The organism is Ruminobacter amylophilus (genome assembly GCF_900115655.1).
Taxonomy (GTDB): Bacteria; Pseudomonadota; Gammaproteobacteria; order Enterobacterales; family Succinivibrionaceae; genus Ruminobacter; species Ruminobacter amylophilus.
Genome location: NZ_FOXF01000052.1, coordinates 1 through 17,031 on the forward strand (window position 1 = coordinate 1; position 17,031 = coordinate 17,031).

Annotated in this window: 8 protein-coding genes and 1 pseudogene; all 9 read left to right on the forward strand. The window is 32.7% G+C overall.

Annotation, left to right across the window (positions count from 1 at the left end):
• Nucleotides 1–272, forward strand: a pseudogene (locus BMY80_RS12440) (transposase); the annotation flags it as partial.
• Nucleotides 273–299: 27 nt separating this feature from the next.
• Nucleotides 300–2,285, forward strand: a complete 1,986-nt coding sequence (locus BMY80_RS10120; protein ID WP_093143325.1) for a coiled-coil domain-containing protein — start codon at nt 300–302, stop codon at nt 2,283–2,285.
• A 5-nt stretch (nt 2,286–2,290) separates the two neighbouring features.
• On the forward strand, nt 2,291–3,313 hold the full coding sequence (locus BMY80_RS10125; RefSeq protein ID WP_093143327.1) for a hypothetical protein: 1,023 nt from the start codon (nt 2,291–2,293) through the stop codon (nt 3,311–3,313).
• 5 nt (nt 3,314–3,318) lie between these two features.
• Nucleotides 3,319–8,562, forward strand: coding sequence for a DEAD/DEAH box helicase (locus tag BMY80_RS10130; protein WP_093143330.1), 5,244 nt, complete (start codon nt 3,319–3,321; stop codon nt 8,560–8,562).
• Between the two features lie 308 nt (nt 8,563–8,870).
• Entirely contained in the window at nt 8,871–9,620 is a 750-nt protein-coding gene (locus tag BMY80_RS10135) for an LEM-3-like GIY-YIG domain-containing protein (protein ID WP_093143332.1), read from the forward strand.
• Nucleotides 9,621–10,273: 653 nt separating this feature from the next.
• Nucleotides 10,274–14,566 carry a type II-B CRISPR-associated RNA-guided endonuclease Cas9/Csx12 gene (gene cas9, locus BMY80_RS10140; protein ID WP_143066515.1) on the forward strand — a complete coding sequence of 1,431 codons (4,293 nt, stop codon included), beginning with the start codon at nt 10,274–10,276 and terminating at the stop codon, nt 14,564–14,566.
• 109 nt (nt 14,567–14,675) lie between these two features.
• Complete coding sequence (gene cas1, locus BMY80_RS10145) at nt 14,676–15,680, forward strand: CRISPR-associated endonuclease Cas1 (protein ID WP_093143337.1); 1,005 nt, start codon at nt 14,676–14,678, stop codon at nt 15,678–15,680.
• 6 nt (nt 15,681–15,686) lie between these two features.
• A complete protein-coding gene (cas2, locus tag BMY80_RS10150; protein ID WP_031580322.1) occupies nt 15,687–15,986 on the forward strand; it encodes a CRISPR-associated endonuclease Cas2 in 300 nt (99 codons plus the stop codon).
• Nucleotides 15,973–16,563 carry a CRISPR-associated protein Cas4 gene (gene cas4, locus BMY80_RS10155; RefSeq protein WP_051622134.1) on the forward strand — a complete coding sequence of 197 codons (591 nt, stop codon included), beginning with the start codon at nt 15,973–15,975 and terminating at the stop codon, nt 16,561–16,563. Before cas2 ends, cas4 begins: the two co-directional genes overlap by 14 nt.
• The last annotated feature ends 468 nt before the right edge of the window (nt 16,564–17,031 follow it).

Genomic DNA, 17,031 nt, shown 5'->3' on the forward strand with positions numbered 1-17,031 from the left:
TCATAGGAAGTGAATTCTGCAATTTCCTGTCAACTGTTCTATCGTTTAAATTGATTAACAAATTTGATAAGGCTGAATTACTGAACACATTTACCTATAAAAAAATCATGTCAATTTTAAAAAGAGCTAAACAAGCCAGAATTAACTCGGGTGACTGGCAACTTATTAATATGAATCCGTCTCAGGTTAAGGTACTTCAAAAGTTGTCTCTTTTACCACAAGATGAAGTACCAACTAAAAGATCTCCTGGCAGACCAAAAAAGAATGTATAGTATTACGATTTGGGAAAGTTCTAATGTATGGTTCTTCCGCTTGATGGGACATACCCAAAAGCAAAAGGTAAACTTACATTATTAAGAATAGCTGATATTGACAGTTCTGAGAAAGTGGCACTTTTTAATCAAGATCCAAACAAATTCTCTAAGTACGAAAATAATCAATACATTATTTGTAACAGCGGACCATCTGAGCCTGGAGCTATAGGTGTTTGGAATTGGACTGCAAGACCGAATAATAAGAATCCAGAAAAAGATTATGTCGAAGCTAATTATATCAGAAAGAATATTTACAAAATCGTTATAGATAGAAATATTTTAGATATAAACCAATTGGTTTTGAAGTTAAAAAAAGGAATTCAAATAGATTCTTTTGACACAGATATTTCAATTATGTATGCGTTTGGAGAAGATGATTCTTACGTTGGTATTTTAGTGCAAAAGGATAATTTCGATAATGAGGGAAAATGCTTTAAATTAAAAGGTGAAGTATGTAAGTTGAAGTATTATAGAATAAAAATAGAAGATACATGTAAATACCAAGATTCTATATTTAATCAGGAGTACGTTTTTCTATCATCCACAATATTGCCGAAGTTTGAAGATTTTATAATTGTACAAGAGGCAGAAGACTACATAAAAAATTTTTTTATTGAACGTTTATGTTGGAATGATATGAAAAAAAACGATTTCCATAAAAAGGATTATAAAGATTTTAAATCTTTTTTAATGGGCATGCGAACTGAAGATTTTCGTAAAAAGGTAGCTGAAGAATATCTGATTCCTCAGGAAGAAGCAGAAGAAAAGATAAAATCTTTTATTTTTAATTCAGAAAGTTATTTCAACTACGAAGATATAGATTCTAAATACATAGATGATCTTGTTATTTCTCATCCCAAATTACGCCAAAAATGTATTGAATTAGTTTCAGCTCAAAAAGAAAGTGAAATAGAAGCTTTAGATAAAGATATCGAAGAAAAAGAAGCCATAAAAGACAAACTTGATCAGAAAATAAAAGAATTGGAAAAAAATAAAAATGAGTTAGAACAAAGTATAGCAAAACAAGAAACAGAAATAGGTCTTTTCGAAGAAAATGTTAACTCAAAAATCTCTGCTGTACAGAATAATGTGTCTGATTTCTATGCTCAGATATCTTTGATGCATCCACTTTTGTCCCAAATGTTTTCTCAGTCCCAAAATAAAGTTTCTTATGTTCAAGGGAAAACTATTGATGATGATAAAATCATTCCATACTCAAATAAAAGAGATTTACTAGATAATATCCGTGTTGCTTTGTCTGATGCCGGAATTGATGACAAAAGGCTAGATATGGTGTCTGCCTTCCTTTTATCAGCTTGGGAAAATAGGATTCCTGTACTTCTTTCTGGACCAAATGCAAATGAAGTAGCCGATGCAATGTCTATAGCAATACATGGAAAATTTGCAGATAGAATAAAGTGTCTAGGTAATTATTCAGAAATTACGTGCAGAAAAGCTGGTGGAATTGTAGTCATTAATAATATTTTTTATGCTGATTGGTTATCTCATGTTGATGAAATAATTAACAATGATGCAAATTATTATTACGTAACCAGTAATTTTGTTGAAGATCTTTTGATTGAACCTAAGGGAATTTTTAATTATATGGTTCCTCTTCTTACAGATGTATTTATTAGCAAAAAAGCAAAAATACCATCTGAAGGAGGAAAAAGAAGTGCTGATTACGTCGATGATGTATCAGAGGAATTAATTGAGAGATGCAGAGTGGATAGAGTATTATCCAAAATAGGTACAAGTAAATTATATATGAATAACATTAGCCAAATAATGGATCACATTGGCTATGATTTTTTGAAAAAGGAAGATTTAAATCATTATTTTGTGTATTTGCCGTATTTATTGCTTACTAATCATAGAGAATATCTCATAGATAATTTGAATAATAATCGTGATAAAGTTTCTTCAGATTGCTATGAAACAATTAGAAATTATTTAGGAATTAACGAATAAATAGCATGAAGTTAGATCTGTTTAAAGAAATTGCTTCTTCTTTGAGAATTGAAATAGGAAAAACAGAATCGATGTCTTCGTGGCATACTAGGATAGCTTACAGTGCTGCCGGTAGGATTGCTATGACATCTTTGTGGGATTCTACAGAGGATGAGAATTCCGATGGAATTTCTATTACACATTTTAAGCATAAAGTAATACGTGAATTAAAAGCATTCTGCGAAATGGAGGAAGAAATAAAATTTTTCTCTGATCATGAGGAAGATTTTATTAAAGATATTGCTGATGAGATTTATAGAATCTATTTGAATACTGGCTATTTTTATCATAAAAATTATGTGATTTATCCAGCTCCTGATCGTTTTACCACCTATGAACAAATTACTCTTGTTAGAGGAAGTGCATTACAAGAGTCAATTAATATGTCTGGACTAGGTTTTTATACCTTATCACTGAACAATAAAAATAAGTATTTTCAGGTAGGTAGTATATGCGAGATGTTTAATATCTCTTCTTTAAATTTAGAACAAATATGGCATAAGATTATTAGTAGGTACGAACCATTAACTCACATGTCTTTAGATAATATGGAATACCTTTCCCTATCTCCTAATTATTCTTGTTATTGGAGTAGTGTTCCTGAAAAAATAAATAATATTTCATTATTAAGAAATAAACAGTGTGAAAATCGTTGTTATTACTTATGTAAAAGCTCTAGTGAATGTGTTTTATATTGTAAACTACCAGATTTTTTGGTTCAGAATAGAGAATATTTGCGAATTGCTAATTGTTTATTGAATGAGAGTCAAAACTTGCCATCATCAAAATACAAAGAGGATGGCGATATTGTATATTTATATATATGTTATTTATATCCTCCATCAATCTTAAATTTCATCAAATTATATAGTTGGCCGTATATGAAAATTTCTAATGATTTTGAAAGAATCGTTAACAAAGAAATTTTTGAATTGATTAAATCAGTACTTAAACCCCTAGGATATAGCTTTACTAAGATAAAGGAGTAATTCAAATGTCAAATGGTGCAAATCAGGTTCATCAAAAATTATGTGAAGAATTAATAAATTATATCAAATCGCAATATTTTGAAAAAACACCTGTATTACTGTCAGCTATAAAAGACATAATTACTGAAAAAGGGGTACTGTATAAACCTCCATATATAGAATCTTCACCAGCATATATATCAGTAGAAGATGGTATTTCTAAATCAAATTTGCCTGATTGGTTAAAAAATTTCTTCGCGGAGTTGTCACAGGCTAAACTTGGGGTTTATCCAGCACCTTTTAAACATCAGATACAGGCTTTAGAGAATTACTTCGATGGAAAAGATCTTTTTGTTTCAACCGGTACTGGTTCTGGTAAGACAGAGTGTTTCATGTGGCCACTGATCGCTAAGATTGCAACGGAAGCTAGAAATACTAAAACATGGAATAGTCAACAAGGTGTAAGAGCCGTAATCATGTATCCAATGAATGCATTGGTTTCCGATCAGATCAGTAGATTGAGAAAATTATTGGGAGATCCTGATAATAAATTTATTACTATTTTGAGAAAAAACTGTGGTGCAGATGTTAGACGTCCAAAGTTTGGCATGTATACGGGAAGAACACCATATCCAGGAGAAAAACCAGATAAAAAACAGGATCAGGAATTGGCTAATAATCTTAAAAGTATGGCCAGTGCTTCTACGGATTCGGAAAAACAATATTTGCAACAACTTCAAAAAGAAGGAAAAATTCCAGCAAAGAAAAATTTGCAAAAATTTATAGATAAATTGAGTCTGTCGGAACACATACCTGATGCAGAAGATTCTGAATTAATTACAAGGTTTGAAATGCAGGAATGCTGTCCTGATATTTTAATTACTAACTACACAATGTTGGAATATATGCTCCTCAGACCAAGAGAGCAAAAAATATGGGAAGACACAAAAGAGTGGTTAAGGAGTGATTCTTCTAACAAATTACTATTTATAATTGATGAAGCTCACATGTACAAAGGGGCGCCAGGTGGAGAAATAGCACTTTTAATAAGAAGATTTTTCCATAAATTAGGGATAGCTAGAGATAGGGTACAATTTATTTTAACAACAGCGAGTATGCCTAATTCTAGCGATAAAGATAAGCAAAAAGTTAAACGTTTTGCAGAGGATTTTACAGCGGCGGAAAACAAAGATTCATTTGTTTTCTTGACTGGGGAAAGACAGAAGATAGATGGTGTACAAAAGTTTGATATTTCTTTGGATTATTTTCTTAAGTTTTCTTCAGATCAATTTGAAAATGAACATAATAGATTAGAGGCTTTAAATGGTTTTTGGTCACATGTGGAAAATGGACCGAAGCCTTTTTTTAATCTAGAGCAAGCCTATGAATGGATGTTTAACAATCTTGTATCGTATGTACCTTTTTATAAATTAATTTCTATGTGTCGAGGGACTGCTGTAGCTCTTGATGAATTAGCTGATGCTATTTTTATAAAACAACCGCACAGTCAGGCTCTTCATGCTGTTAGTATAATGCTTGCAATTGCACCATTAGCTAAGGATAAGAATAGTTCTGTGCTTTTCCCGGCTAGAATGCATATGTTATTTAAGGGATTAAATAATGTTTATGCTTGCACTAATCCTAATTGTCCACATTCACATAGCGAGGGTGGGATTACATTAGGTAAAGTGTTCTTTTCTGATGGTGTTCTAAAATGTCCGGAATGTAATAGTTCTGTTTATGAATTGTTCCAGGACAGACAGTGTGGAGCTCTATTTTTCTCGGGGTATATTTTTGAAGATGATAAATTGAGAGATAATGAGAAACAATATCTTTGGAGATACCCAGGATTGGTAAATCCTCAGCAAATGAGGAGAATCAATTTGTATATTCCACCTAAGGATTACATCCCTTCAGATGAACTTAAAAGTATTAAACCTTGTTACATGGATGTCAGAAGTGGATTTATTAGTTTTTTTGATGATTCTTTGAATGGTATATCTGGATTCAGAAAACTTTATTATTCCACGAAAAAACCGACAGATGACTCCCCTGATTTTAGTAAATGTCCTCATTGTTTGAGTAAGTTAAAATACAATCATTTAACTTCATTTGCTACTAAAGGCAACCAATCATTTTTTAATCTTATAAAAACTCAATTTCAGCTTGAACCGCCTATTGAGACTAAAGATCCAAACAAATACCCAAATCAGGGACGAAAAGTTCTTATTTTTTCTGATAGTAGGCAACAGGCTGCTAAGCTGGCATTAAATATGTCTGAAGCTTCAGAAATAATGGCAGCCAGGCAATTGTTTGCTCTAGCCATTAAAGGGATGGAAAAATATAACAGATGTTCAATGGATAAACTCTATCCTTTTTTTTGCAAGGTAGCAATGGATAAAAATCTTGAACTATTCCAGGGTGATAATAAACAGATATTTTTGGATGGCTGTGAAGAAATAGAAAGAAAAATATCACGTAGAGGAGAGGATTATCTAACTCAATTGTCTTTGAAAGTTCCCGATACATATAATGAATACTTGTTAAGATTGTTTTGTGGAACCAATAATCTGTATACATGTGCATCATGTTGGATAGAGCCTATTTCTGATGCAATTGACGATATATTGTATGATACTGACATCGAATCTAAAGATTGGGTCCTTGAAATTTTTAATGCCTTATTCTTATCTTTGTTTAAAGATGAATTAGCACTAGACTATAAATCAAATGATATACCATTAGAAGTACGCCAAAAAATAAGAATTGGTAATAAATTTGGTTTGGATGAAGATTGGAATTTTTCAAAGAATATTGAAGATGCAATATGTGAAAGTTACGATAATGGAAAGCCGTTCCTAGAGAAAATCAAACAGGCATTTATAAATAATATTTTTGTTAAAAAATTTGATGCAGACAAAACAACATACTATATAGATCTAGAAAAAGTTGTACCTAGGTATGATCAGGATCATGTCTGGTATAAATGCGAACGTTGTTCAAAGATAACTCCATTTAAATTGAAAAATAAATGTCCTTGTTGTGGTTTTTCTCAAATACATGAGTTAAGAGAAGCTGAGAAAGAAGCACTTAATTTTTGGAGAAAACCAATTGAGGATGCTATAAATGGCAGCAAGATTCACATTATAGATACTGAAGAGCATACAGCTCAGTTATCATATAGAGATCAGCGAGATGAACTTTTGTCAAAGACAGAACAGTATGAATTACGCTTCCAGGATCTTCTAAAAGATGATGAAACACCAGTCGATATTTTAAGTAGTACAACTACAATGGAAGTTGGTATTGATATAGGTTCTTTGGTAGCCGTTGGTTTAAGGAATATTCCTCCTCTCCGAGAAAATTATCAACAAAGAGCTGGTAGAGCTGGTAGAAGGGGCGTTAGTCTGTCAACTATTGTTACTTTTTGTGGCAACGGACCTCATGATACGTTGTATTTTAATAACCCTGTACCTATGTTCAGAGGTGAACCGAGAAGTCCGTGGATTGATATATCAAATGAAAAAATAATCCAAAGACATCTAAACATGGTTGCAATACAGGAATATTTACATCTTGACAATAATAGTATAGATAAAATACCCGTAGCAGAATTTATAAATAATCATTTAAAATCATTTAATAATTTCTTAGAAGAATTTTTATGCTCTAAAGATTCGGTATTATTACCTAAAGATGCAAAATTAAATACTGAATCATTTTCTAAAAAGCTAATGGAACAATTAACTAGGATAAAAAACAGTTTGAGGATTCATCCTGAATTTTACGGAATAAAAGAAGATGGCTCATATTTAAAAAATGCCAAAAATCTTCTTGATTCGCTCTATGAAGAAGGTATTATTCCTACATATTCATTCCCAAAAAATGTTGTAAGTATGTACATTTCAGATTCTAATGGGAAAGTAAAATATAAGACTGATAGGGGACTGGATCTTGCTATTAGTGAATTTGCTCCTGGAAAATCATTAGTTATAGACAAGAAGAATTACTTGGTAGGTGGATTATATTATCCAAAAAGTGAATTAGGAAGTTGGAAGTCACCAGCAAAGCTATATTTAGACGATCAGAATTACGTTAAAGAAATCCGTAGATGTAATGATTGTAAATGGTTTGGATTGAAAAAGGATTTTGAGACTACTAAGAAATGTCCTTTCTGTGGAGGGGGTAATTTGGTAGATGCTCCTAGACCTTTAGTGAAGCCGTGGGGTTTTGCGCCGAAAAACGCAACAGAAATAAATGAATCCTACATTAAGGAATCGTATTCTTCTACTTTACCACCTTTGTATTCTACATTACCAACATCTGATGAAATGAATCTTGTGAATAACGCTAGAAATATTAGAATGGCTCTAAGACCAAGCCAAAGTATTATTATGATAAATAGCAATGGTGATAATGGTTTTTGTATTTGCTCTGACTGCGGGGCGGCTGCACCTAATAAAAGATATAACAGTGATGAGGTTTTGAGTGATTTTGAAAGACCTTATAAAACCAAGAACCAAAATTTTATAAAGCCTTGCCTTCATAAAAATGTAAAAAAAATTGATTTAGGTTTCGACTTTATTACAGATATGCTTGTTATGGAGTTCAGACTTGATGATGCGTTAAACATCGAATATGATTCCAAAAATCTATGGTTAAACAGGGCAGCGCAGTCGTTTGCAGAAACTTTGCGATTAGTGGCTTGTCAAGAGTTGGATGTTGACTTTTCTGAACTTGTTACAGGGTATCGTATTAGAAGAAATTCGAATGGGACTTTCGTGGATGTATATTTGTACGATAGTTTATCCAGTGGCGCCGGATATGCTGTAAATATACAAGATAACATGAGTGAAATTTTAAATAAAATAGAACTGTATTTAAATAAGTGTGATTGCGAGAGTGCTTGTTTTAAGTGTTTGAAACATTATAGAAATCAATATGTTCATAGTCATTTAGATCGTTTTGCTGCACTAGATTTTCTCTATTGGGGAAGAGACGGAAAAATAACAGAAAAATTAGATTTAAAGGACCAAGTAGAACTTATAAAAACGTTGGAGAATATCCTGAATATTTCAGATTATCACGTGGTTGTACAGGAATCGTGTATTGCTATTAGCCACAATGGTAACAATGTTCAATTGGTTATTTATCCTTCCATGAGAAAAGCGCCAGAAGGACATGAATGCATATACATAAACGAAGACATCATAAAATACGCAAAACCATTTGCTATAAAAGCGATAGTTGATTATTTTAAGTCTTTATAAAAAGATAATTCAACAATGAATGTTGTCTAGTAATCTTTTTGATTGCTGATGAATGACTAAAGAATGATGACAAATAAAAAAGACAACATTTAGATTGTCTTTTTTGTTTAGGTGATATGAATATTTGGTTTTTTTTGTAGCGTACTAGATAGTTTTATTGTTAAATTACGAATAATAATTGCATTCATTTATAAATAATCATACAGTAAGAAGATTCATTGATTATATAAATAACTATCCAACAATCTGTTTTCGTTCTGTTTAATTAGTTAACTTCGAGTTTAGAAAAAACTTTAGGAGTAATGAACATGATAGATAAATTTTCCAGTCAAACTATCAAAGAACTAGAATATTACGTTTATGTGTATTCAGATCCAGATACTATGAAACCTTTTTATGTGGGTAAGGGAAAAGGTAATAGGGTTTTTCAACATCTGTGGGATGACTCTGAAAGTGAAAAGGTTCAAAAAATCAAAGAAATCACGGCTAGAAAAAAAGAGCCCTTAATTGAAATTCTTGCTCATGGTCTTGATGAAGAAACAGCTCTTAAGGTCGAAGCTGCTGTCATCGATTTAATAGGCATTAATAATCTCACTAATCAAAAACGTGGTTATGAATATGGTACATATGGAAAGATTGAAGTTTCAGCACTTGAAGCCAGGTATTCAGGTGAAGAATTATCACCTGACGATATTAAGCATAACTTAATGCTAATCAGAATAAATAGAGTTTACAGAAACGACATGACCCCCTATGAATTATATGAAGGAACAAGAGGTTACTGGAAACTCAGTTTAGATAGTGCGGAGAAAGTTGATTACGTATTATCCGTTTACGACGGAATGGTGATGGAGGTTTATAAACCTGTGCAGTGGTTTGAAGGATTATCAACTTTTACCAATAAAGATGACGATAAAAGTACGTGGACTCAGCAAAGGTATGAGTTTGTGGGGCGAATAGCAGATCCTAAGGTAAGAAAGAAGTATGTCGGAAAATCAGTTGCAGAATTTTTCCAGAAAGGTGATCAAAATCCGATAAGGTATATTTGGGGGAAATAGCCAACATGTCCGTAACTAATATTTATATCTTAACTTTTCATATGTAGAACGATCGAAAAAGTTGACCACCTAAACGAATTAAAGTTGACCACCTGCAAACAAGAAAAAAAGACAACGGAGTGGTCATGAAAAAAGCCAAAAATCGTAAAATGCCGGAATATCTCGTATGGAAAAAACGATATTACAAGATGTTTGATTCAATATTTGGTGATTCATTCAACCTTTAATGTATATTCAGTCAAATCTCATTTTTGAATTCTGAAGAAGGCATAGCTTTGCTGCGCCATATTTTTATGAGAGATGGTCTGGAGATGACGGGACTATAACTGAATTCAAAACGTTTTTAAAATAAATATGTTCCGGGATGACTGCTGACAGAAAACTGTTCAAAACCAAGATAATAAGAATTGTGAAGATAATTTAATTGCACATCTCTGAGGTTGTGTATGGATTGTTTTGATTATTCAAAATCAGACGAATTATACATATTTTTCAATAAATACAGGAGTATAATATAGATGAATATTATTTTAATGTTTATAAGATTAAGATGATAAGATTTACATAAGTTATGTTTATGATAAATAATCATTCACAAACTGAGAAAATATAAATTTCAATAATGGTCGGTTCACATTGGGAGGGTATCAACAGTGAGCAATACATATTACTCTAATATAGCAATAGACATGGGTGGCAAATATACAGGCTTTATTTCATACACGTCTAATGATTTACCAGACTCCGAGAATGTAAAAGCCGCTATTATTGAAATGCCTGATGACGGAAGCGTGATTAATTACACTGTGAAAAACAGAACGGCAGTAAGACATCATTTAAGAGCTAACAACAGGTATAAGAAAGCCAGAAAATTAATTTTTACCATACTGGCTGATACTATTAAGAGAAATTTGACTCAGAGTGAGCAGGAAGCAATTTCATCACTAATGCTGAGGAGAGGCTACACCAGACTTGAAACGGAAATTGACTTGGAGCAGTTAAAAGAATGTCCCGTAGATCTGTTCTTTCAATGCTGTCCAGGCCTGTTTACCGGTGATGTACCTTTGTATGATCAGTTTATTAATAACTGCAATGATGACACAGTATACGTATACAGAGAATCCTTGTCTTCAATAAAAGAAACCGTATCTAATTTGAGTGATAAAACAGAAAAAAGCATGTATGGCTCTGCATTGAAAACAATGGTGGATTTTGTTGATAAATTCATTGATCAGAAAGAATTCGGACATAAACACAGGACTGAGTACCTTGCAAACATCAGAAAGGATATCCAGAAAGACAGTAGATTAAATGATTTGATAAAACTGATTTCAGGTGAGGACAGATTATACAACTGCATAGGTAATATATCGAATCTTCAGTTGCGAGCCCTGCGCTGGTATTTCAATGATAGGGGCATGAGCGGAAAAGCCGTATTTGATAAAAAACGCTTTAAGGATGTATGGTACAGAGCGTATAAATATTTTCATTACACAGCTGGCAGTAATCAGAAAGACAATGCAGAAAAAGTCGATATTATCAAGAAAAAAAATGAATTTCTTAAAAGGATTGAACAGACCGAAAATATAACGGATTTACTGCTTGCTCAGGATCCTGTATTTACCATCCCTCCTTATGAAGATCAGAATAACAGACGTCCGCCAGTTGATCAGACACTGCTGTTATCACCACAGTCACTGGATGCCCATTATCCGGGAAAATGGGAATTATGGGTACAGAAGTTTATGGATTACGGTTCTGGTTCATACTCCTCGCTTTCAGATGAATTGGAACAGATAGTAAAACTGACTGACAGAAGCAGTCGTCTGCAGTCAGCGGGGGGAAAACAATCTGACCATATTGCATCATATACAGAGCAGAAACTGATTCACAGTTATTATTTGCAAAGACTTTTGGATATAACGTACAACAGGGGTAATCCTGAATCACAAATAAGAAAATGGGCCCAAAATCCTAACTCATGTTCAGCAACCAATGCCGTAATAAAAAATATTCTGGGAGAGAGTGATATTGATTCCTTTTTTGAACTGGCCAATAACTATTACAGGGAAGTGTCTTTATCTAAAAAAGGGTTATGGTCCATTGTAGAACATCCATTACTTGAAATTTCCGGTATACATCCTCCTATGAAAAGCAAAATGCTGGAAGAACTGGTTGCAGGTGTTTTAAACATAAGAAAAGGATTTAATTTAGAAAGATTCAAAGAAGTATGGAACTCAACTGTAAAAGGTAAAAGTACAGTTAGATCATTATGTTCATACATAGAAAAAACACGCAAAAAATATGGTAACTGTTTTAAACAGGAGTATAAAAATGTCTGCCGGTATGAAGAACTAAAAAACAAAGCCAGTGAGGTGCATTTCAGTTCTGATATAAAGATTGATAAGGAAGTGGTAAAAGTCTATGAATACACTAAAAACCTATCTAAATTTATAGGGGAAAAATTAGAGTTAAGTACAGATCAGCAAAGTAAATTTGCCAATCCTTTCTCTTTGGCTCAGCTTTATACGATTTTAGAAACCGATGTACATGGTTTTTCCGGTAATTGCAAGGCAGTATGTCTGGAGAATACATGTCGCATGCAGATGTCTGATAAAGGAAATGCACTCTGCTGCAGACTTCCTGCGGAATCAACCAGACCTTTTGACGGTTCATTGGGTAATATACTTGACAGACAGGCATATGAAATTGCAAAAATTAAAATTGCAGAAATTAAAGAACTTTCTGCATTAAAAAATACAAAGGTGAAACTCAGTGTATTGGTAGAAGAGAATTCTTTTGAATTCAGCTCCTCACTTTCGACAATCAAAAAATCATTAAAAGCTAAACAGTTGAGAGAATTTGCTTTGAAAGCAGAAAAAACTGAAAGGGAAAAATGGAAATCAAAAGATGAAAGATTAAAAAATGATTCCCATAATATATGCGCATATACAGGTATGGCATTGAGCGATGATCTGAGTGAAAATGATCATATTGTAAGTCGAAGTGAAACAAAAGAATCCTACGGGACTATTTATAATTCCGAATTTAATCTTATCAGAGTTTCCCGAAGGGGAAATCAGCTGAAAGGTAACAATATTTATACACTTGACAACCTGAATCCAAAATATCTTGAAGCCGTTTTTGGAACAAGTGATACTGCAATAATTACAACAAGAATCAGGGAAACTCTAAACAGACTACTAATATCAAATCCTAATTTAAACATTGACATAATGACTGAAGAAGAACGTCAATGCTGTCGGCATGCATTGTTTACTTCCAGAACAGGAGTTCCATTCAATCAGATAATTCAGGCTATATCAAAACAATATAGAGCTCGTGTAAACGGAACTCAGGCCTGGTTTGTGAAGAATCTTATTGCAAAGATAGATGAGGGATTAAGGGAATGGAAAAGTATCAATAATATAACCGTGGAATACAATGCTTACAAAATAGATGCAGGTTCCACGAGTGAAATAAGACATGACATAGGAAAACTGGATGCAAGATATGAGAAGAAGGATATTCAACCTATAACATCTCATGCAATAGATGCAGTATGCTTATTGGGAAATGCCTCAACACAACAGGAAATATCTGAAGAAATATCCGGAAATAATGAAATTTCTGTACTGTCAGATGTAAAGGAACTGATTAAACTGATACCTGACAGATTTGATATTATTCGAATCTCCAGTTTGAATTTTGCAGAGAAGAATAATCCTGAATCAAAGCAGTTATTTAAAGATACAATTTATGCTGAGCACTTCCTATGCATTATGGAAAAAGATGATACCGTTAAAGTCGGATTCGATTTTGGCAGCAATTCCATCCAAATAGTTAAGGGGGGGAAACAGCTGTTAAGCTGTTTAGCAAACTATCTCGAGTCCCCAAAACAAAATGAAACTACCGGATTCCGTACATATAAAGTATGCAAGACAGCTGCGTTTAAGCTTTTTGAAAGATTTTATAGAGGACTGGTTGCTGAAGGATCTGATGAGGAACTGGCATATTTGGCACTAATGAGTTTGCGTTACACCACATTGCACCAGGATGTGTTTTCCCTTCTGTATGACGTAAAGTCCAAGAAATTTGCCGCAAAGAAAGACATTCTTAAAAATTTGGATATAAAAATTTCTTTTCCTTCAGTTCTTAAACTTAAAACTGATAAAGCATCACTGGTATTACCTTCATTTAATGAATGGGCGCATATTGCTTCTATTTTTGAAGATTATTTAGGTAAAAAAGATGAGCAGGAAAGTGGATATGACAAATTAAAGCAGTATCTTGGAACAATTTTAAATAAAACCATTAACAAGAATCACGCTAAGAGTAAGAGAGTGTACAGTCTTCCTGTTGTCGCTTCTCCTTCAGGAGGTGTTAGAATCAAACGTTTAACGCACACGCACGGGGATATATATCAGCTTGTTGCGGCAAATACTCCTGTCACTTCAATAAGTAAAGGTTTTGCATCTGCAGACAATGGAGATGTATTGTGGGATGAAGCTGTGATGGTTGATAGTTATACAACCAAGAATTTAACGGTTATTAATAAAAAAATATCAGGGGATAAAAATTTTGTATCCATGGACGAACAGAGACTTGTTTATGAATCTCCTGATGAAAGAGTGTATATGACCCCGGCAACAGACATAAGACGAGGAATAACAATTGAGCAGAAATTTGAAAAGTTTGTTTACTGCATAGACCAGCAGAATATCTATAAGTCATTTCATGATTTACCGACAGAAATAAAAACAGATCCAAAAATTTTTATGGAAAGACTTAACATAGATATATGCGGTAAACCAAGAGGTAATTTAAAAATATTAAGTATAGGAAATATTATAAAATATTCATATATGGTAGAGAGCAGTAATAGAGTAATGAATCAGGTATATAACAACCCAATAGACAAAGGAACAATTTTTAAGAGCAACTAAACAAGCTGTTCCCAAGATAAGTTTCAGAATCTATGGCTCTAATGATTTTTCGGGAAATGGGGGTTGCCCTTACTTCCCGGAATTATCATGTTGTTCAGAGGTAGTCTTTATGCGACATATAGTAATCAATCAGTATGGAACTTTTTTGGGACTTGTAAGTGAAAGACTGGTTGTTAAACAAAAAGATGAAATTGTAGAGGAATTGCCACTTTCCAGAATCAGAACAATCAGTATTGCCAAAAAGGGTATTTCTCTGTCTGTAGATCTTATTCATGCCTGTGCTATACGTGGAATTCGTATCTTTTTTCTGGACTGGAACAACAGAATTGTTTCAGCTGTTATGGGGCAAAATCAGCATGCCGTTGTATCACTGAGAAAAGCTCAGTTTGATGCGATAAAAAATGATAATTTATCGTGTGAACTGTCCAAAAAAGTAATAATAACAAAGATAAAAAATCAGCATGCGGTAATAATGTATTTTACAAAGAACACAATAAAGAATTCACAAAATAGTCCAATTATTAACAACTATAACAATCTCATTGATAATCTTAAAAAAATTATACTTAATACTTCTCCTGATGCTCATGATATTTCCAACTGGAGAAACAGACTTATGGGTTTAGAAGGAAAAGCCGCCACTGAATACTGGCATACACTTGTAAAACTCCGTCTGTTACCAGGTGATTTCACTAATAGAGAAACTAGATTCACTGAGTCAGTAACCAATAAAGCTTTAAATTATGGATATGCAATTTTATTGAGTAAAATCTGGGCGGCTGTAGATAATTCTGGAATGGAAGCGTATGCCGGTATTTTGCATACCGACAGACCGGGGAAACCTTCTCTTGTTCTTGATCTTATGGAAGAATACAGAGCCTGGCTGGTTGACAGAATAATCATCAAGCTCAGAAATCAAATATCAGAATACATGAATTTGGATATGAATCTCAAAAAAATTATCAGTAATGAAATACATAAATCTTTGATGACAAAATATACTTTTAATAAAAAGAGAATAAAGTTAGAAAATATCATTCAACGACAGATTTACAGGTTTGCGGGGGCATTGGTCGGTCAGAAAAAATATAAAGGTTATTCTTTCAAATGGTAAAGCATTATGAATCTTTATTCAAAATATCTTGTTTGTTACGACATAGAAAATAATAAAACACGTACTAAATTTTTTGAAAAAATGAAGGATTTTGGATTGCAACCCATTCAAAAGTCTGTTTTTTATGGATTTCTTAATCAAGCTGAGTTTAACTCTGTAAGAAAATTAGCGTTTGAATTATTAGCTGCAAGTAATGATAAATGTATTTTCATGAAATGTAATATATCACCGGAAGAATTTAAACAACAATTTATTGGTTACGATAATTTTATTTTTTTGGAACCTGATGGTTATGAAACAATATGATATTCCTGTATCTATGCTCCGCCAGTACTGTTTTTGTCCAAGAATAGTTTATTTTTATTTGGTTAGACAGCTTACTCCTTCAGAAAAATTATGGATGAAACAAGGTGTTGATGAGCACAATAGGCAGATAATGCTGAATAACAGAAGGAATTTATCCAGATACCATATTTGTGCTGATAATTGGAAAATCAGAAACAATATTGAGCTATACAGTAAAAATTTATCTATTCACGGAATATGTGATTGCATAATTGAAACATCAGACGAAATTATAGTCGTTGAATTCAAAAGTAATGAACATTTAATGTGTTCTGCCGGTGTCAAAATACAACTGTGTGCTTATGTAATGTGTTGTGAGGAAAAATATAATATTTCTATTAATAGGGGGTTTATATTATATGGACGTAAAGGTCAGACATATGAAATATGTATTGATGAAAAGCTTAGGATTAAAACAATTGAAGTGGTAGGCAAAATTAAAAAAATTATTGACACAGAAATTCTCCCCGACTCTACAGCCGAGGCAAAAAAATGTTGTCAGTGCGAGTTTTTTAACTTTTGCGCTGACAGATACTGAAGATACCAAGATGTAAATTACAGTTGCTTGGTCTATATCTTAACTTTTGGTGATTTCAGCTCGCCATAAAGACGACTTCATATGTAGATACTTTTTATAGTATATTACTTTTTTCTCATAAATCAACTTTTTTTATGCATAATTGAATTATGAGAAAAATTAAGAATATTTTTCTCTACTTAGGTACTGATTTTTAACGATTCCTAAGTAGAGTATCAATTATAAGCTGTATCTACATATAACTGAAACTGCTGTCTGCCGTGCTGTGTTTCTTTACTGTTATTGTATCAATTATAAGCTGTATCTACATATAACTGAAACAGTCTTATCCAATGATATCCAATGATATCCAATGATAGTATCAATTATAAGCTGTATCTACATATAACTGAAACTTCAACGCTTGAAAAATTAAATTCAATCAAACGTAGTATCAATTATAAGCTGTATCTACATATAACTGAAACC

Coding starts and splice junctions, on each gene's coding strand:
- BMY80_RS10130 (WP_093143330.1), top strand. CDS start 3,319: ATGTCAAATGGTGCAAATCAGGTTCATCAAAAATTATGTGAAGAATTA.
- BMY80_RS10135 (WP_093143332.1), top strand. CDS start 8,871: ATGATAGATAAATTTTCCAGTCAAACTATCAAAGAACTAGAATATTAC.
- cas2 (WP_031580322.1), top strand. CDS start 15,687: ATGAATCTTTATTCAAAATATCTTGTTTGTTACGACATAGAAAATAAT.
- cas4 (WP_051622134.1), top strand. CDS start 15,973: ATGAAACAATATGATATTCCTGTATCTATGCTCCGCCAGTACTGTTTT.
- cas1 (WP_093143337.1), top strand. CDS start 14,676: ATGCGACATATAGTAATCAATCAGTATGGAACTTTTTTGGGACTTGTA.
- BMY80_RS10120 (WP_093143325.1), top strand. CDS start 300: ATGGTTCTTCCGCTTGATGGGACATACCCAAAAGCAAAAGGTAAACTT.
- BMY80_RS10125 (WP_093143327.1), top strand. CDS start 2,291: ATGAAGTTAGATCTGTTTAAAGAAATTGCTTCTTCTTTGAGAATTGAA.